Annotated in this window: 14 protein-coding genes; 7 read left to right on the top strand and 7 right to left on the bottom strand. The window is 43.9% G+C overall.

The window, feature by feature from the left end; translation table 11 throughout:
* Positions 1–353 precede the first annotated feature (353 nt).
* Complete coding sequence (locus tag H5300_RS05390) at positions 354–2678, top strand: FdhF/YdeP family oxidoreductase (protein ID WP_182795591.1); 2325 nt, start codon at positions 354–356, stop codon at positions 2676–2678.
* A gap of 97 nt (positions 2679–2775) precedes the next feature.
* Here H5300_RS05390 and H5300_RS05385 read toward each other — a convergent pair whose 3' ends face one another.
* The gene (locus H5300_RS05385) at positions 2776–3669 is read right to left on the bottom strand and encodes a LysR family transcriptional regulator (protein ID WP_017086468.1); all 894 of its coding nucleotides are present in this window, start codon (positions 3667–3669) and stop codon (positions 2776–2778) included.
* A gap of 114 nt (positions 3670–3783) precedes the next feature.
* Here H5300_RS05385 and H5300_RS05380 point away from each other — a divergent pair, with 114 nt between their 5' ends.
* Together H5300_RS05380 and H5300_RS05375 are read left to right on the top strand one after the other, a co-directional pair.
* Positions 3784–4209, top strand: a complete 426-nt coding sequence (locus H5300_RS05380) for an ester cyclase (RefSeq protein WP_017086469.1) — start codon at positions 3784–3786, stop codon at positions 4207–4209.
* 312 nt (positions 4210–4521) lie between these two features.
* Positions 4522–6156, top strand: a complete 1635-nt coding sequence (locus H5300_RS05375) for a methyl-accepting chemotaxis protein (protein ID WP_182795590.1) — start codon at positions 4522–4524, stop codon at positions 6154–6156.
* 146 nt (positions 6157–6302) lie between these two features.
* Here H5300_RS05375 and H5300_RS05370 read toward each other — a convergent pair whose 3' ends face one another.
* Complete coding sequence (locus tag H5300_RS05370) at positions 6303–7793, bottom strand: SulP family inorganic anion transporter (protein WP_108194967.1); 1491 nt, start codon at positions 7791–7793, stop codon at positions 6303–6305.
* Between the two features lie 558 nt (positions 7794–8351).
* Here H5300_RS05370 and asnS point away from each other — a divergent pair.
* Positions 8352–9752: an asparagine--tRNA ligase gene (gene asnS / locus H5300_RS05365; RefSeq protein ID WP_004734710.1), complete on the top strand. Its 1401-nt coding sequence runs from the start codon at positions 8352–8354 to the stop codon at positions 9750–9752.
* Positions 9753–9902: 150 nt separating this feature from the next.
* Here the strand turns inward: asnS and H5300_RS05360 are convergent, their stop codons facing one another.
* From H5300_RS05360 to H5300_RS05345, 4 genes are all read right to left on the bottom strand, one after another.
* Positions 9903–11063 carry a serine protease gene (locus H5300_RS05360; protein WP_182795589.1) on the bottom strand — a complete coding sequence of 387 codons (1161 nt, stop codon included), beginning with the start codon at positions 11061–11063 and terminating at the stop codon, positions 9903–9905.
* 1 nt (position 11064) lies between these two features.
* A complete protein-coding gene (locus H5300_RS05355) occupies positions 11065–11742 on the bottom strand; it encodes a hypothetical protein (RefSeq protein ID WP_017094356.1) in 678 nt (225 codons plus the stop codon).
* Between the two features lie 407 nt (positions 11743–12149).
* Positions 12150–12356: a hypothetical protein gene (locus H5300_RS05350; protein WP_004734707.1), complete on the bottom strand. Its 207-nt coding sequence runs from the start codon at positions 12354–12356 to the stop codon at positions 12150–12152.
* A 127-nt stretch (positions 12357–12483) separates the two neighbouring features.
* Complete coding sequence (locus tag H5300_RS05345; protein ID WP_017090527.1) at positions 12484–13887, bottom strand: PLP-dependent aminotransferase family protein; 1404 nt, start codon at positions 13885–13887, stop codon at positions 12484–12486.
* 220 nt (positions 13888–14107) lie between these two features.
* On the opposite strand from H5300_RS05345, the gene H5300_RS05340 reads away from it, so the two are divergent.
* The 3 genes from H5300_RS05340 (at position 14108) to H5300_RS05330 (ending at position 17642) form a co-directional block, all read left to right on the top strand.
* Complete coding sequence (locus H5300_RS05340; RefSeq protein ID WP_004734705.1) at positions 14108–14407, top strand: hypothetical protein; 300 nt, start codon at positions 14108–14110, stop codon at positions 14405–14407.
* A 315-nt stretch (positions 14408–14722) separates the two neighbouring features.
* On the top strand, positions 14723–16249 hold the full coding sequence (locus H5300_RS05335; RefSeq protein ID WP_102503386.1) for an HD-GYP domain-containing protein: 1527 nt from the start codon (positions 14723–14725) through the stop codon (positions 16247–16249).
* Positions 16250–16451: 202 nt separating this feature from the next.
* A complete protein-coding gene (locus H5300_RS05330) occupies positions 16452–17642 on the top strand; it encodes an amino acid aminotransferase (RefSeq protein WP_017086475.1) in 1191 nt (396 codons plus the stop codon).
* Positions 17643–17728: 86 nt separating this feature from the next.
* Here the strand turns inward: H5300_RS05330 and H5300_RS05325 are convergent.
* Positions 17729–18166, bottom strand: a 438-nt coding sequence (locus H5300_RS05325; RefSeq protein WP_182795588.1) for an IS3 family transposase, incomplete at its 5' end; no start/stop codon positions are given.

Below are 18166 nucleotides of genomic sequence, written 5' to 3'. Positions count from 1 at the left end.
AATCTCTCGTAAAGTAGAGCTCACATCGCACTGACTAATAAATTTTATTTATCACTGTGACAAGTCCATTTATCACTGTGACAAAAGCGACACTTTCCATATTTACTCGCCATGATAGATTCTATTTATCACTTAGTCGGCAATATCAATTGGACGCACCGCCCCTTAACGGCATAACCTTTGATTTAGATCATGGCAAACAATTAGCCAGTCTATTTCTAAATATTCAAAGCAGTAAACAGGTATCGATACCAAATAATCAAAACCGTTTTACTCCCGCCTTATTTTTATAACGCGCCTGTTTTTACCGGTTCCCTTGTTTACTGCCGTTCCCGTGTGTGAGGAGTGCAGTTGTGAGCCAAAAAGAACAGATAAAAAAATATAAAGGTCCTGCTGGTGGTTGGGGTGCGTTAAAAGCCGTCACTAAGAGTTGGTGGGGCAGCGAAAACGCCATCAAAAACATTCGAACAATGCTTAAAACGAATCAAAACGGTGGTTTTGATTGTCCGGGATGCGCATGGGGTGAATCCCCACACAGCAGTAAAGTGAACTTCTGTGAGAACGGTGCAAAAGCCGTGAACTGGGAAGCCACAAATCGATTTGTGGATCCTGAGTTTTTCGCTGAACACAGCGTAACATCCTTGTCATCACAAACAGACTACTGGCTGGAATACCAAGGTCGAATAACCCATCCGATGAAGTACGACGCTGCATCCGACCACTATATCCCTATCGCGTGGGACGAAGCATTTTCGCTCGTAGCCAAGCATTTGAAGCAACTCGACTCGCCACATCAAGCCGAATTTTACACTTCGGGTCGAGCCAGTAATGAAGCGGCGTTTTTGTACCAACTTTTCGTCCGTGCGTTTGGAACAAATAACTTCCCTGACTGTTCAAACATGTGCCACGAAGCCAGTGCAATTGGCATGAAAGATACGGTCGGTGTGGGCAAAGGAACCGTGATTTTTGACGACTTTGAACAAGCAGACGCGATCTTTGTGCTCGGGCAAAACCCAGGAACTAATCACCCCCGCATGCTTGAACCATTGCGTGAAGCGGTAAAACGCGGCGCTCAGGTGATCTGTTTCAATCCATTGAAAGAACGTGGACTTGAACGTTTCCAAAATCCTCAAGTTCCAGTTGAAATGTTAAGCAATGGTTCAAAACCAACCAATACCGCTTATTTAAGACCAGCATTAGGTGGCGATATGGCGGTATTTCGTGGGATGGCTAAATATTTGCTGCAATGGGAACGTGATGCGCTCGCAACCGAAGGCAAAGCCATATTTGATCGTAAATTCATCAGCGAACACACCACAGGTATTGATGAATACTTAGCAGAAGTTGATGCGACAACATGGGAGCATATCGCTGAACAATCGGGGTTAGCTTTAAGCGAAATAGAAATGGTCGCAGACATGTACCGCCGTTCAGAAAAGGTGATCATGTGTTGGGCTATGGGGCTAACACAACATCGTCATTCAGTACAAACCATCAAAGAAGTAGCCAATGTGCAATTGTTGCGCGGCAACGTCGGTAAGCCAGGTGCTGGGCTATCACCAGTTAGGGGGCATAGTAATGTCCAAGGCGATCGTACGATGGGTATCGATGAAAAACCCTCAAACCAATTTCTAGATAGCATAGAACGCCGCTTTAACTTCAATGTCCCACGAGATGTAGGCCACAACACCATACAAGCGATTAAAGCTATGGAGGAAAAACGCTCGAAAGTCTTTATTGGTTTAGGTGGTAATTTTGCGCAAGCTACACCCGATACTCCTCGCACACATCTGGCGATGAAAAATTGTGACCTTACCGTTCATATCTCAACCAAACTCAATCGCTCTCACCTTGTTACCGGTCAAGATGCCTTGATTTTGCCATGTTTGGGGCGAACGGAAATCGATACACAAGCTAATGGGCCACAAGGCATCACCGTCGAAGATACCTTCAGCATGGTTCACATCTCTTACGGACAGCTCGAACCTCGATCAGAGTATTTACGTTCTGAACCAGCCATTGTCGCGGGTATTGCCAATGCCACACTGGGCAGCCATCCAATCGATTGGAATTGGGTCATTCAAGATTATGGACATATTCGAGACCTCATTGCAGATACGATTCCGGGCTTTACTGACTTCAATCAGAAACTGGAAAATCCGGGTGGATTTCATTTAGTCAATCCTGCCGCAAACCGTCAATGGAACACCCTCAGCGGCAAAGCGCAATTTGGCTCCAATGAACTGCCAAAACAGCTGATTAATGAAGCGGTCTTGCAGGGGGGCAATAAACCCGATCTGATCTTGCAAACCATGCGTTCCCATGACCAATACAACACCACGTTATATGGCTTGAATGACCGTTACCGCGGTGTCTTTGGTATGCGCGAAGTTTTGTTTATCAATGAAGCCGATATATTGAAGCTCGGTTTTAAACCGGGTGACAAGGTCGATATGGTGTCGCTTTGGGAAGATGGTGTAACGAGAAAAGTGAAAGGATTTACCTTGGTGGCTTATGACGTTCCACAGGGTCAGGCGGCGGCTTACTATCCTGAAACCAACCCTTTGGTTCCTCTAGACAGCTATGGTGAACGAACCTTTACCCCTACCTCGAAATTTATCGCCATCAGATTAGAAAAATCAATCTCTGACGCCATTCCCCTTTCAACCGTCAGCTAACTGGCAATCGGTAATCGGTAATCGGTAATTGAAAGTAAAAGTAAAAATCCACCTGTTTTGGCAAGTGGATTTTAATAATGACGCTTGGCCAGTATATTCAACAGCAAGAGAAGTGCTCACATAGTTCATCAATAAACACCTTCACTTTGCGCGGCGTATTCACTCGCTCGCGGTAAAGTGCGTAAACCGTTCTTTCTTTAAGCGCATACTGCGGCAGAATTTCCACAATTGCGCCAGACTCTATATCTTCTTCGGCCAATTGCTTTGGTAGCATTGCAATACCATAGTCTAAACGAACAGCGACCTTCACTGCTTGCACGCTGTTTACCGTGAGGGTTGGCTTCAGATTTACATCATGAAAATGCCCACTAAGCTCAAACCTCCACACACCATCATTCTTAAGGTTTGGATCTTCAATTATGGTGTGATTAGCTAAATCAATTGGCGTTGTAATCTCTGTATTATTTTCTAGGTATTTAGGTGAAGCACAAACCAAGTTCTGATTTACAAAGATAGTGCGCGCGATCATTCCTAAGTCTTTCGAAACTAAATCACCAGAACGAATCGCAATGTCATAACCAACCGTCGCGAGATCTTGAACACCATCTGAAAGCATGAGATTTAACGCCACATCTGGGTATTTGTTTGAAAATGTCAAAATGAAGGGCATCAACATAATCTCAGTGAGACCTTTAGGCGCCATAACACTCAAAGAGCCAACCATTTCTGAACTATCAAACCTCAAAGAATCATTTAAATCTTCAATGCCGTCGACCAACCCATGAGCCTCATTAAAATAGCGACGACCAACCTCAGTTAAGGACAGTGACTTGGTAGAACGATTCAATAAGCGAGTATTTAGGTAAGCCTCAAGCTCTCTTACATGGCGACTAACCAAAGACTTCGACACTCCGATCTTCTTAGCCGCACCTGTAAAGCTGCCCTCCTCAACAGTCACAATAAATGACTTAATAGACGTTAATACGTTCATGACCTCACCCCACTGTTTACATATTGTCGACAGATTATCCACAAAATGGGCTCTACTCAAGACAGTAACGTTCCATTAGATTGTTGGCACTCAACAAACATAAGGATAGAAACCATGACAAGCAAACAAGTTCAGGTTGTAAAAGACTACTTTAAGCATTGTGTAGACGGTAAACAAACTCACCGTATTGGCGAATATTTCGCTGAAGATACAATGATCCATCGACCTGATTGCAATAAGATAATTAATGGCCTCTCTGAGTTCGAAGCCATGTTAAAAGTTCACGTTACTGACCGATATGAATCACTGGAAACGACGTTTCAAAAAATCGTAGAAGACGGCCATCAAGTTGTTGTTGCGCTCACTCACAGAGCTAAAGGTGCTGATGAGTGGAAAGGCTACCAACTGAATGGCAAAAACGTTACTTGGACTAGCCTTACTTACTTCCGATTCAATGATGAAGGCAAAGTTGTCGAGGAGATTGTTGAACGCAATGAGCTAAGCATGGCACTTCAACTGGGCTTAAACCTAACTAGGTAAAAGCTCACTGGAATGATACTGACTCAGCAGTTAAGCCAGATTGAATAATACGAAGAAGAAGGCATCTATTAGGTGCCTTTTAGAAAGTGATTTTTGTTTAAGCCATGTACGTTTATTGGGCTTTTCATACCCTTCAAATTTAACGATAAACTCCCTTTCATTCGCCCAAAGAACATCATCACAAACTCGCTACATCACAGAAACATAACCACAACCGGAGTGTGGTCACACAATCGGTTATACCTCATAGGTGGTAGGGTCTCTTACACGTAAAGTATGCGCGTCATTATAATTAATAAAAACAAACACCTTATGCGCTCAACAATCACCTTTAAAATCCTAGTGGCCCTCGCCATCGTGTTCACTTTTCTATTAGCAATATCGACCTACTTTCAATATTCACAGCAAAAGCAGCTTGTAAACTCAGTGTTAAGTGAGCAGCTTCACGATAAAGCGAGCAACTATTTCGATAGCCTCAATATGATGATGCTCACTGGCACCATGGCACAAAAAGAGACTCTTCGTCAGAAAGCGTTAGCTCAAGAAGGCATTGAAAATGTTCGTGTATTGCGTGCTGATGCGGTGAGTAAGTTATACGGGCCTGGCAATGACAACCAAACACCTATGGATGATATTGATAAACGAGCGCTAGCGGGTGAAACCGTTATCGAACCCTTTTCTGCCGATTGGGGAAAAGGCTTGGTTATTGCTCTGCCAATGAAGTCGAGCGAGAACTATCGCGGCACCAATTGTGTGGCATGTCATATGGCGCCAGAAGGGGAAGTATTAGGTGCAATTCGACTTGAATATAACCTTAGCCATGTCAACTCGCTGATCAATACTCAAACGATGACAGCGATCGGTATCATGGCGGTGATCTCCTTTGCCGGATTCGTTCTTACTATGGGATTGATTCGTAAGATAATCGTTCGCCCGCTTCAACAAACCTCTCGCTTTATGACCCAAGTCAGCAGTGATAAAAACCTATCAACTCGGCTGCCAGAGCAAAGCAAGGATGAAATTGGCACGCTTGCTAACTCCATCAACTCGTTCATGGGCACGGTTTCCGACAGCTTAGAGAGGGTACAAGACACCTCGCACAAACTGAATGCGTCTGCCAACCAACTGACCAGTGTTGCACAAATTACCGAGCAAGCCGCCAGCGATCAACAAAACGAAACCGCTGAAGTACAAAACAATATCGAAGGGATACAGGCGCAGCAAGTCAATGTAGAACAAGCCACTTTAACCGCGTCAGAACTCATCAATCATACCGCTGATGTGGCCTGTAAAAGTGCTAACCAAGCACATGATGCAAGTAGTGAGATAAAGAACCTAGTCAGCAGCATAGAAGAAGTGAAACACAAAATATTGACACTCAATGAGAAAACCGGAGAGGTCTCTTCAATATTGAGCGTGATTCGTGGCATTGCCGACCAAACCAATCTTCTAGCCTTAAATGCGGCGATTGAAGCGGCTCGTGCGGGAGAACAAGGTCGGGGCTTTGCAGTGGTGGCAGATGAAGTTCGAAATCTTGCATCACGAACGGCAGAGGCAACTGGCAGTATTGAGTCTATCATTCATCAGTTCCAGCAAGGCAGTGAAGAGTCGCTGACTTCTGCCGATCGCGTTTGCGAACAAGCACATCAAAGCTCAACAGATATCGACGCACTGTCCGTTGAAATGAATGGTGTCGTTGAAGAAATGAAACAAGTGCTGGCTCATGCGAGAAATATTCAACAACAGACGCAATCCACTACACACGCGACCGAAGATGTTCAACAAAAGGTTGAAACCATCACTTCTCACGCCGACAACACATCGCAGTCTGCGGCTGAGACTCGTGAAATCAGTAATGATTTAGAAGAGCTGTCTGATCACCTTGAATCTCTTATCAACCAATTCACCTTATCGAACTCAAAAACCAACGATAAAGGTCAGTCATAGGTCGGTAGAACTCCCCTACCGACATCAACAAAAAAGCGCTCAAAGATGAGCGCTTTATCTTCATAACAATGTCTAGCTCAGGCTTTTAAGCTTTTAGGCTTTTAGGCTTTTAGGCTTTTAGGCTTTTAAAGTACCTTAAACCACGATTAGTGCGTAATGGAAACCGCAGTTAAATCTTTATGCTTGTGGTACATCGCGTGTTTGAATATCAGATTCGCACTCACGGTATCCATTCCTGCGACTTCTACATAAGCGCCCTTTTTACGGAACTTAAATACGACCTTATCAAGCGCCTCAACCGACGTGTTATCTAGGAAAGACGCATCCGAAATATCGATGGTCACTAAAGAGGTCGCATTGTCATAATCAAATAGATCGATAAACGCATCTGAAGACGCAAAGAAGACATGGCCTTTTACTCGGTGGGTAGTGTGCATTTCGTTAGTCACCACTTCATCGGATATAAACACCATGGATTTGCTGGCATGCGCATAAAACAGAGCCGATAACACCACGCCAACCGCAACACCTATTGCGAGATTGTGAGTAAACACCACCACCGCCACGGTTGCTAACATGGTTACATTGGTTGGGAGTGTGTGGTCTTTAAGCTCAACAACAGAGCGCCATGAAAACGTGCCGATTGAAACCATGATCATCACAGACACTAAAGCGGCCATCGGTATCAGCTTCAACCAATCAGAAACAAACACCACCATTAGCAGTAAAACAACCCCGGCGATCAGGCTGGATAATCGGGTTAAGCCGCCAGATTTGATGTTAATGATCGACTGGCCAATCATCGCACACCCCGCCATACCACCAAATAGTGAAGCCACGATGTTCGCTACGCCCTGCCCTTTGCATTCATTATTCTTATTACTTTCAGTATCGGTCAGGTCATCCACGATCGTCGCCGTCATCAATGATTCCAATAAGCCTACAAGAGATAGAGCAATAGAATATGGAAGGATGGTTGTGAGCGTATCAAACGTGAATGGAATATTAGGGATCAAGAACACAGGCAGTGAATCCGGAAGCTTGCCCATATCGCCAATCGTTCTGACATCTAAACCAAATAACAAACTGATAATAGTCAGGGCAACAATCGCGACTAATGGAGAAGGTATTGCACGACCAAACTTGGGAAAATAAGGAAGCAGATAAATGATCGCCAAACCCAAAGCGACTAATACATAAACGCTCGAAGGGACGTTGATCAACTCAGGGAGCTGAGCCATAAATATAAGAATAGCGAGCGCGTTAACAAACCCAGTAATCACCGATTTGGAAACGAAATTCATCAGATTACCAAGCTTGAGGTATCCAGCCGCGATTTGAATGACGCCAGCAAGAAATGAAGCTGCGAGTAGATACTCTAGCCCGTGTTCTCTCACTAAGGTGACCATCAACAGCGCCATTGCGCCCGTTGCCCCAGAGATCATCCCCGGACGACTGCCAACCAAAGCGGTTACAACACAGATACAGAAAGAAGCATAAAGCCCTACTTTAGGGTCAACGCCTGCAATAATTGAAAATGCGATGGCTTCAGGGATTAATGCGAGTGCAACCACAATCCCAGATAATGAATCTCCTTTAACGTTTGATAACCAGTGTTTTTTTAAATAATTAAGCATGTAATTCTCTTTTACTTGTACAGCCAGTCCTGCCTTGTTCAGACATAATTTGATCGACTGTTTTTCTTGAATGAGCGAGCGCTCGAAAAGTGCGGGTGTAGAGAGAATGCAGGGGTTAAGGCGGCGTAATTAACACGTGAATATTAAACTCCTCTTGTAGCTTTAGTGGGAAATTAAGAAGGTGATCAAGTCCAAAATGACTGAATCCGCGCCAATATAGAGTGAGTCTCAACACAATCACACTCCCATTATTGAAAACAAAGGTTTCGATTACGTCTTGCTCGTTCAACAGCTCACATAGGGTGAAAGGTAAGGCTGACGCTAAGATCGAACAAAAAACACACCCTAAAAGGTATTTCTGGTCAGTAGACACAATATTTCTTTCACCAAGCAAGAATAAAGGTTGAAGCTGTCGGTATGACAGGTAATATGTTCAATCGATTTAAAAAGTTTATACAACTTAATGTTTCGGCTAATTATTGTGCAAATGTATGTTTATTTGCAGTAATGCCAGAGACTTTGAGTTGAATTTGTCCCTCAATGGAGAATGAAATCAACATGACTTACGCGCCTGTAACAGACGTACTTGGCGGCAAGCTAGCGGTAGACAGTGAAGTAACTGTTCGCGGCTGGATCCGTTCACGTCGTGATTCCAAAGCTGGAATCTCTTTCCTTGCCATTTATGACGGCTCTTGTTTCGACCCGATTCAGGCCGTGGTTCCTAATAATCTTAATAATTACGAAGACGAAGTATTAAAGCTAACAACTGGCTGCTCTGTTGAAGTAACGGGTAAGATTGTTGAGTCTCCTGCGAAAGGTCAAGACTTCGAACTAGCAGCAACTGACGTTAAAGTTGTAGGCTGGGTTGAAGACGCTGACACTTACCCAATGGCTAAGACACGTCACTCTATCGAATACCTTCGTGAAGTTGCTCACCTACGCCCACGTACAAACGTGATCGGCGCAGTAGCACGTGTACGTAACTGTCTATCTCAAGCGATTCACCGTTTCTACCACGAGCAAGGTTTCTTCTGGACTTCAGCTCCGCTTATCACTGCATCTGATGCAGAAGGCGCTGGTGAAATGTTCCGCGTATCGACGCTAGACATGGAAAACCTACCTCGCACTGACGAAGGCAAAGTTGACTTCAACGAAGATTTCTTCGGTAAAGAAACTTTCCTAACAGTATCTGGCCAACTTAATGCTGAAGCTTACGCTTGTGCACTAAGCAAGGTTTACACGTTCGGTCCTACGTTCCGTGCTGAAAACTCAAACACAAGCCGCCACCTAGCTGAATTCTGGATGGTTGAGCCTGAAGTTGCGTTTGCAGACCTTGACGATGTAGCGAAACTGGCTGAAGACATGCTTAAGTACGTTTTCGCTGCTGTTCTTGAAGAGCGCCGCGACGACCTTGAGTTCTTCGCTTCTCGCATCGACAAAGAAGCAATCACTCGTCTAGAGCAATTCGTAGACGCTGATTTCGCACAAGTTGACTACACTGACGCAATCCAAATCCTACTAGATTCTGGTAAGAAATTTGAATTCGACGTTGAGTGGGGCATCGACATGTCTTCTGAGCATGAGCGTTACCTAGCTGAAGAGCACTTCAAAGCTCCTGTTATCGTTAAGAACTACCCGAAAGACATCAAAGCTTTCTACATGCGCTTAAACGACGACGGCAAGACAGTTGCAGCAATGGACGTACTTGCACCAGGCATCGGTGAAATCATCGGTGGTGCACAACGTGAAGAGCGTCTAGACATTCTAGACGAGCGCATGATTGGTATGGGTATCGACCCTGAGCACATGAGCTGGTACCGCGACCTACGTAAATACGGCACTGTGCCTCACGCTGGCTTCGGTCTTGGCTTTGAGCGTCTAGTGTCTTACGTAACAGGTATGGGCAACGTTCGTGACGTTATCCCGTTCCCACGTACACCACGCTCTGCTAACTTCTAATATCGGCTTGCTTCTTCTTTAACGAAGTCAGCACCAGATAAATAAAAACCTCCGTATATACGGAGGTTTTTTTATACGCACTTATTTATAAGGGTATGTTCATAAGCCCCTATTGCTAAGCGCCTACTGATAAAAGATTAACAGCTCAATCTACTCAACAGTTCGAACCAAAAAGTGATCTAAAAGTATCTTCTCGCCCGTCTGTTCTAGCGGCTTAAATTCAATCACCATCTGATCACCCTTTTGCTCAAAAGCATTCACTTTAAAGAATAAGCTCTCCTTATCCGCCTTAATGTTATGAGCAACCTGACGACCATTTACAAACACATCAAAAGCGGGCGCTTTTGGGTTTGCAGGAATGACAGTTTCAAAAGTGTACGTTTCACCTTCTTGCGCATAAGCTGTGTTGTAAATACCGCCATCCTTCGTCCAATAAGTACCATTAAAATCCATACTTCCAGCTTTCCAATAGCTGTAAAAGGCGTGAAGATCTTCGATACTGTTCTGGGTCGTTGGCGTCCATCTTACGTCACCAAGATTGACTGGCTTCGTGTAACTAAACCCATGCTCCCTCATATCCTTGTTTAAGGAATCTAATCTCCCCAAAACATCATCAAAGGTATCTTGCCAACCAAGCTCGCCATAATATTGAAGGCCTATCTCCCCAATAATGTAAAACTCATCGTCTCGTTCAATCGTAATGCCTGAACCTGAGTCGCCATGGATGATCAGCCACTGCAAATCACTTTGAGGCATGATCACCGGGTTATATTTATATTCAGCTAACCATTTCTTATCTGTGTCATTGTACTTAACAAATTTCTTCCCGCCATTACGGCCGTTATAGTTACCAAAGCCAACGCTATTTACTTCATAAACCTCTGAATGATCGAACATCCCTTTCTCTGGTAACTTCGCAGGCTTAATCCCGATGATTGGCGTGTCTAAGCGCACCAGAGCGAAATCATAAATGCCATCGGTAAATTCATACTCCCCCCACTCACCATCAGGGTCAGTTGTCGCACGAGATGTATGAATAACGTTGAACTTACCGTTCTCATCTTTTTCATAAGAAGAACAAGTTACTGCATTTTCATACCCTTCACTTTTAGAGCCTGATACGTGATTTGCCGTTATCACCCAGTAAGGGTCAATTAAGGTCGCGGAACCCGCATTCATATGACAGGCAAAATCGAACTGAGTTTGTAGAGCGAACGTTTTGTGTTGAGTGACCGAACGATCCATTTTCCCGAGACCTGAGTGAGCAGAAAAGCTCGCTACAATTGCTGATGCTAGAATGATTCTTTTCATGTTACTCAACCTCTCTCAACTGGATAGCCTCAATAGCGTGATAGCCTTGTCTCGATTCAAAATCAAACTGCCTATATTGGCGTGAATATGAGATTTCTACGATGTCATCTGGCGATTGAGATTCGAAAACAATCGTATTTTTGACACTGGTCATGTGAAAGGAAATGTCATTTTTAATTGTGATGCATTGCTTGTTAATACATGCGGTTACATCAGCAGAAGACAGCCAATTATGTGTATAAAGCTCTACAGAAAATCGCCCTTCTTTACTCGGCTGAACGTCAAAAGAGAAACCACTAGAACCAACAAGTAAACCTGAAAAAGCCAGCTCTTGGTTATAATCCGTAGAGTCGCCGTCTTGCCAGTAGTAACGATTACCAACTGCATTTTTAGTCTCTGAAGTAGCGACTTGTTTTAAATCACCAATAACCTTCACATCACCAATTAAGGCGCTATTGGGTTTATCTTTTCTTTGATGCTCTCCATAAAGAAAAGCCCAATCTAAGCCGTTTAAGTCAACATCTCTTGCGTAACGATACTTTCCCTCATCAAGCTCATAGCCGATAAATTCACTGGTAATAGACAATCTATTAGTACCAACTTCCGAAAAATTGCTTAGTCGATTCAAATCAACATGGAGTTCGCTTGCTGAAGCATTGGTGGCTAACAAAGCCAACATGCACAGGTTTGTTTTTGTATATTTCAATCTCATAATCCCGCATCTCAATTAGTCATAACCAATTGTAATAAATGGGAAATTTAAACCTGTAAGGTACTGTAAGCCTTTACTCTGGTCACTTTTATCGCATAGCGACCAATAATTGACGTGAATATATAACAACGAAAGGTAGGCTCTGGTTATTTCCTAGCACAACCAATAAGCCAAGTTTTTGACTAAAGGTGATGCATATTCCAAATAATCACCATTTCTCGCTTACACAGACTTACAAAGCCTGTGGCATTAAAGTATGAGATAACCTTCAGAGCTCAGGTTTAATGCAATTATGCAAAAGTTCAGGTCATTTAAAACGAGAAAGCCCTGCCAAATTCTGGCAGGGCTTAAAATAATTCCACTGGATAATCGGCTTAATCGACATCTTGGTCGATAGCGTATTTTATCGCGAGACCGCAAATTGCCATCATAACGAACGGGATAGCCGCTGTTGTATATTCAGCCCAAGCCATATCAGCGAAGGCTTTTGCCAGCAATACGTGGCCGAGAATAAGCAGAAGCGCACACACAATCGCGACGATAATCAGCTTAACTTCATTTCCCATAGTCATTTTCAACATAACGGTATCTCCAATATTTGGTCTAACTGTATTGAATCACAACTCTTTGTTGTACAAGGCGTACAGTTGCACCAGAAACAATCCGTACAGTTGAAATCATGCTCTGTTTTATGAGTGACTTAAGATTTTACGAATGCGTAAGTTGATGTGCCAGTTTGCCAAGCAAGATTAGTGCTTGTTTTTTCTCTTCTGTGAGTTCATAAGAGAAGTTCAATCTGATCGCGTTATCGACTCTGCCCTGCTCACTAAACAGATCGCCTGAAGCGACGCTGATCCCCTGAGCAATCGCTAGTTGGTAAAATTGTTGACTGTCGAATTTGGCGGAAAGGCGAATCCATATGAAGTAACCACCAGCCGGTTCTTCAATCTCGACGGAATGCGGGAAGTACTGCTTAATGACCTCAATGAATCGCTCTTTTCTCACTAGAAGATTTTTACGTAATTTACGAAGGTGATTGTCGTAGCTTTCATGTGTTAAGAAGTGTGCGACGCCAAGCTGCACAGGCGCACTACTCGACAGTGTAGAAAGAAGCTGCAGCTTTTGAATGGCATCATTGAAACGCGTGTTCACAACCCAGCCGACCCGATAACCCGGACACAGACTTTTTGAGTACGAACCACAAAGCAGAACAGAATCGGTCTTATCGAAGGCTTTAAGTGGCTTGGGTTTATGCCCTTCAAAGTAGAGGTCACCATATACGTCATCTTCAATAATGTAGGTTTCGTGTTGTTCTGCAATCTGAACTACACGGCGCTTCGCTTCTTCAGACAAACTTGTCCCTGTCGGGTTTTGAAACGTCGTCATCAGCCAACACGCTTTTACATCTTGGTTTTGTAGTGCGCTTTCAAACTGCTCAATATTCAATCCATTGATTGGACAAACATCCACTTCGATAGGATTGAGTCCTAATCTTTCTACGGCCTGTAAAGCACCATAGAAAGCGGGAGATTCAATCACAACATTATCACCCGACTTAGTAACCGTTTGCAGACTTAAGTTAAGCGCTTCCATTGCGCCAGAGGTAATCACGATATCTTGATGGTTAACCGTAATGCCTTGCTGCAGGTAACGCTGCGCGATTTGTCTTCTTAAGGACTCACTGCCCGGTGGCAGATTATTGATCACACTGGCACCTGTCATCTTTCTACCAGCACTGGCAAGGTTTCGAGTCAAGGTAGGTAATGGGAAAAGGTCAGGATCGGGGAACGCTGAGCCAAAAGGAATCACACCCTCTGCTGAACTCGATTTCAAAAAGTCGAATAAGCGATCATTAATGGCTTTCTTTTTGTGTACTAACGGCAGTTCATAATCAACGCCGTCCACACGTGGTGCAACAAAGTAGCCCGACTGAGGCTTAGCGATGATCCACCCTTCGCTTTCTAACAATTGGTAGGCTTGTAAGACAGTACTATTGCTGACGTTGTAATTTCGACAACTCATGCGTACCGAAGGGATCTTCTCTCCGGATCGCCAAGTGTTATTAGCGATCTGAGTTCGAATATCCTTTGCAAGCTCTTCATAACGCGCCATCTAATTGTACTACCTAGATAAATTCTAATAAGCCGGGGATTTTATCACTAACGTTAACAACTATTGCTGCTATCCATATGATTGGACCTAATTTCTATAATAGTGTGAATTAGTTCACAGATAACTTTGTATGCTTTGCTAAGTTTGTAACCAAGGCGGGAGCCAAGTTCGTTCTACGCCTCTATAATTTGATGTAACCCAAAAAACATGCGAGATAACAATGAAAAAAATAGAAGCAGACCAGTTAAGTTATAAAGGAGAGTCAAACGGTGTTCATAGTTGGACAACACCGAGTGGCCAGCCATATTACTGGCACCCAGATTGGCTACATATCGCTGAAGATGCAACAGGCTCACATCCAAAGCAGAAGATCGACGTCGATCAAGACCAAGCACCAACTGAGAAACACGCGGTGTCTGCTATTCTGAAACACCTTAACCAATGGGCATCAGACAAACTAGCGTCTCACCCTGAGATTGAAACAGGTTCTATCGAAGCTGAAATCAACCTGAAAAAGTAATTGTTTTAAAGTAGATAGCGAACTCAATCACTCGCGATTCCACTCAAGTATACCGACTGAATAGCCTCTAATCTCAACGAGGCTATTCAATTATCTTCATAGTAATGCTGCAATAACCCCCACCTAGCTAACAAATCACTAACACAAACCAGTTTCTTGTATCATTCAACGAAAGCTATCGATAGAATTTCCGGTCTTATTCACGTCAGCTATGCTAACCATGCAAATTTCCAATATCGTGAATCAATGTGAAAATCGTAAATCAATGTGAAAATCGCGTATTCGTAAACTTAGGATTAGTTACGAAACCCTAAGATGAAAATCAACAAAGGCTTATCGATGGATACTTCAAATTACAATCAATCGCTAACGACTAAATTATACGTCATCGCTGGCGTGCTGTTTGGCACCTACGGCAGTCGGGTGTGCCCTATGCTCGAAAGCTTAACGACGTTAGAGATTTTCACACAAGTCAGTATTGTGTTTGTCTTATTATGGCTCGCGCGTCGTTACTTATTAGCGCAACACTCCTTAGTCAAACAAGGTCGATTAGCGCAGCTCGATACCCTGTTATTTTTTGCTGCAAGTGTCCCTTTCGCGCTCTACTACAACTTAAGCTATGAATTCACCATAGACAGTAATTTGAAAGTACTGTTTGGCATGAGCCTATTTGGCTTCTTTACTGGAACCATTCTTCAACTGAATGCCAAGCTTAGTCAAATGGACAAGATGGAAGAGTCTGGACAATTTGATTTCCGATTGATTGGTGAAAGAAGCTCTCTGGTCAAACAGATGATCGGGTTAGTCGTCGTACTTCTGGTTACACTGACCACCATGCTGACGATGATTGCCGTTAAAGATATCTTCTGGTTAGAGCACAACCCTGAACGCTTGTTGGATGGCACAGGCAAGATCAGCGTGATTAAAGAGTTCATTTATTTGGCAGTGGTGCTGGGTGGCTACGCAATCATCATCATGACACTTTGGAGCAAACTGATTAAACGCATTTTGCTTAGCCAAGAGTGTGCATTGAGCAAGGTCACCAATGGCGAACAAGGCGTTCGTTTACCTATTTTCGGTTACAACGAGCTAGGCTCAATGGCATCAATGACCAACACCATGCTTGATAGCCTCGAAACGGCACAAAACGAAGTCAAAACGACCCGTGACGTTGCGATCGTAAGTTTGTCTGCGTTGGCCGAATCTCGAGACAATGAAACCGGTGCTCACATTCTGAGAACCCAAGAATACGTAAAGGTACTCGCACAAGAGCTCAGCAAATCAGAAACCCACTCAAGCTTGTTAACACCAAACTACATCGAGTTGCTCTACAAATCTGCGCCTTTGCACGACGTGGGCAAAGTGGGTGTGCCTGATAGCGTATTATTGAAACCGGGTAAATTGACGGACGAAGAATTTGAGATAATGAAAGGTCACCCCGCGATTGGTGCTGAAGCGTTATCTATTGCAGAAAAGCAGTTAGGAAGTAGCTCTTTCTTAAGAGTCGCAAAGGAGATATCTCTGACTCACCACGAGAAATGGAATGGCAGCGGTTATCCTAATCAGTTGTCTGGTGAAGATATCCCGTTATCTGGCCGTTTGATGGCATTAGCCGATGTATATGATGCGCTAATATCGAAACGCGTTTACAAGCCAGCCTTTACTCACGAACAAGCTAAACAGATCATCTTAGAGGGCAATGGGACGCATTTTGACCCGCAAGTTGTCCAAGCTTTTCTGGCAGTCGAACAAGAGTTTGTTTCGATTGCCGCGACCTACAAAGATGGCAAAAATGTACCAAGTGAACTCGAGCGTGAAAGCTTTATTGCTCAACCAGCCTAATCCATATAAAAACCACTAACTTCTTGCACCCTATAGGTTAATCCGTAGGGTGTTTTGTTATCAAATACCCTCTTTAGTCAATAAATCTGATTGAAATGGATTTTTTTTGGCCTTTCTGTTCACTTCGTATTGTCTTAAAAATTCCATACAGGTATAACTACCCATAGATACTATCCCCTCTCAATTGACATGGATGAAGATTATGTTTGAAAAAGTGTTAGCTGCTCCCGCCGATCCTATCCTCGGCCTTACTGAAGAGTTTAAAAAAGACTCTCGTGCAGAGAAAATCAACCTTGGTGTTGGCATCTACAAAAATGAAGCTGGCCAAACGCCTGTACTTAAAACAGTAAAGAAAGCAGAAGCTGCACTTCTTGAAAGCGAAAAAACCAAATCTTACCTGACAATTGAAGGTACAGCTGAGTACGGCCTAGCGGTTCAGAAGCTTCTTTTCGGTTCAGACGCAGAGATCGTAACGTCTCAACGCGCGAAAACTGCACAAGCTCCTGGTGGCACTGGTGCACTTCGCGTTGCTGGCGAATTCATCAAGCGCCAACTAGGCGATGCTAAAATCTGGATCAGTAACCCAACTTGGGCAAACCACAACGGCGTTTTCGCTGCTGCGGGTATCGAAACAGCTCAATACAGCTACTACAACGCTGAAACAAAAGACAAAGACTTCGCAGGCATGGTTGCTGACCTAGAGAAAGCTTCTGAAGGCGATATCGTTCTTCTTCACGGCTGCTGTCACAACCCAACAGGTATCGACCCAACAACTGACGAGTGGGAAGTGCTGGCTAAACTGGTTGCTGAGAAGAAACTGCTTCCTTTATTCGATTTTGCTTACCAAGGTTTTGCAAAAGGCGTTGAAGAAGATGCAGCTGGTCTACGTATTTTTGCTCAATACAACAAAGAGATCCTTGTTGCTAGCTCATTCTCTAAGAACTTCGGCTTGTACAACGAGCGTGTGGGCGCATTCACTCTAGTTGCAGAATCTGCAGACGTAGCAACGACAGCGTTCTCTCAAGTTAAGAGCATCATCCGCTCTATCTACTCTAACCCACCAGCGCACGGTAGTGCTGTAGTAACTCACATCCTTGGTGATGCTGATCTACGTGCTGAATGGGAAGCGGAAGTGGCAGAAATGCGTGACCGTATCCAAGAGATGCGTGAGCTATTCGTAACCACACTGAAATCTGAAGGTGTTGATGCAGACTTCACATTCATCGAGCGCCAAAACGGCATGTTCTCGTTCTCTGGCCTAAGCAAAGAGCAAGTAACTCGCCTGAAAGACGAATTCGCTATCTACATTGTTGGCTCTGGCCGTATCAGTGTTGCTGGCATGACTAAGTCAAACATGGGTCCTCTATGTAAAGGTCTTGCTGCGGTTCTTTAATCGAAAAGCGAAACCTATATTTGTAGACCTATAGATATGCAAAAGCCAGCGACTATGAAGTGACCCCGTAAAGTTGGACATTTCTGTTAAGCGGCTTTCAAGGCCTGAGTTCGATATTCTATCGGAGTCAGGCCTTTTAGTTTCACTTTTATACGCTTGGTATTGTAGTACTCGATGTATTCTTTAATTTGCTCTATCAGAGCATCTGCATCTTCAAAGCTTTGGTTGTGATACATCTCGGTTTTGAGTAAAGCAAAAAAGTTTTCAGCAACAGCATTATCCAAGCAGTTGCCTTTTCTCGACATGCTTTGCGTTAACCCACCCTCTGCTACCTTTTTCTGATACTGTCGATGGCGATATTGCCAACCTTGATCGCTGTGTATAATTGGCTTTGAGTTAGGTTTAAGCGTTGATATAGCCTCCGTCAGCATATCCGTGACGAGCGGCAAGCAGGCATTTTTGGCCACTCTATAAGCAACCACTTCCTGAGTAAACAAGTCGACAACGGGAGACAAGTATACTTT

This window comes from Vibrio sp. SG41-7 (assembly GCF_014164465.1).
Taxonomy (GTDB): Bacteria; Pseudomonadota; Gammaproteobacteria; order Enterobacterales; family Vibrionaceae; genus Vibrio; species Vibrio splendidus.
Note: the sequence above shows the minus strand (reverse complement) of the source record. Positions and strands in the feature narration are given on the sequence as shown.

Excerpts from the sequence above, each read along its gene's own strand:
- H5300_RS05380 (WP_017086469.1), top strand. The coding sequence starts at position 3,784 with ATGACAAGCAAACAAGTTCAGGTTGTAAAAGACTACTTTAAGCATTGT.
- H5300_RS05370 (WP_108194967.1), bottom strand. The coding sequence starts at position 7,793 with ATGCTTAATTATTTAAAAAAACACTGGTTATCAAACGTTAAAGGAGAT.
- H5300_RS05345 (WP_017090527.1), bottom strand. The coding sequence starts at position 13,887 with ATGGCGCGTTATGAAGAGCTTGCAAAGGATATTCGAACTCAGATCGCT.
- H5300_RS05360 (WP_182795589.1), bottom strand. The coding sequence starts at position 11,063 with ATGAAAAGAATCATTCTAGCATCAGCAATTGTAGCGAGCTTTTCTGCT.
- H5300_RS05375 (WP_182795590.1), top strand. The coding sequence starts at position 4,522 with ATGCGCTCAACAATCACCTTTAAAATCCTAGTGGCCCTCGCCATCGTG.
- H5300_RS05385 (WP_017086468.1), bottom strand. The coding sequence starts at position 3,669 with ATGAACGTATTAACGTCTATTAAGTCATTTATTGTGACTGTTGAGGAG.
- H5300_RS05355 (WP_017094356.1), bottom strand. The coding sequence starts at position 11,742 with ATGTTGGCTTTGTTAGCCACCAATGCTTCAGCAAGCGAACTCCATGTT.
- asnS (WP_004734710.1), top strand. The coding sequence starts at position 8,352 with ATGACTTACGCGCCTGTAACAGACGTACTTGGCGGCAAGCTAGCGGTA.
- H5300_RS05340 (WP_004734705.1), top strand. The coding sequence starts at position 14,108 with ATGAAAAAAATAGAAGCAGACCAGTTAAGTTATAAAGGAGAGTCAAAC.
- H5300_RS05335 (WP_102503386.1), top strand. The coding sequence starts at position 14,723 with ATGAAAATCAACAAAGGCTTATCGATGGATACTTCAAATTACAATCAA.
- H5300_RS05330 (WP_017086475.1), top strand. The coding sequence starts at position 16,452 with ATGTTTGAAAAAGTGTTAGCTGCTCCCGCCGATCCTATCCTCGGCCTT.
- H5300_RS05350 (WP_004734707.1), bottom strand. The coding sequence starts at position 12,356 with ATGTTGAAAATGACTATGGGAAATGAAGTTAAGCTGATTATCGTCGCG.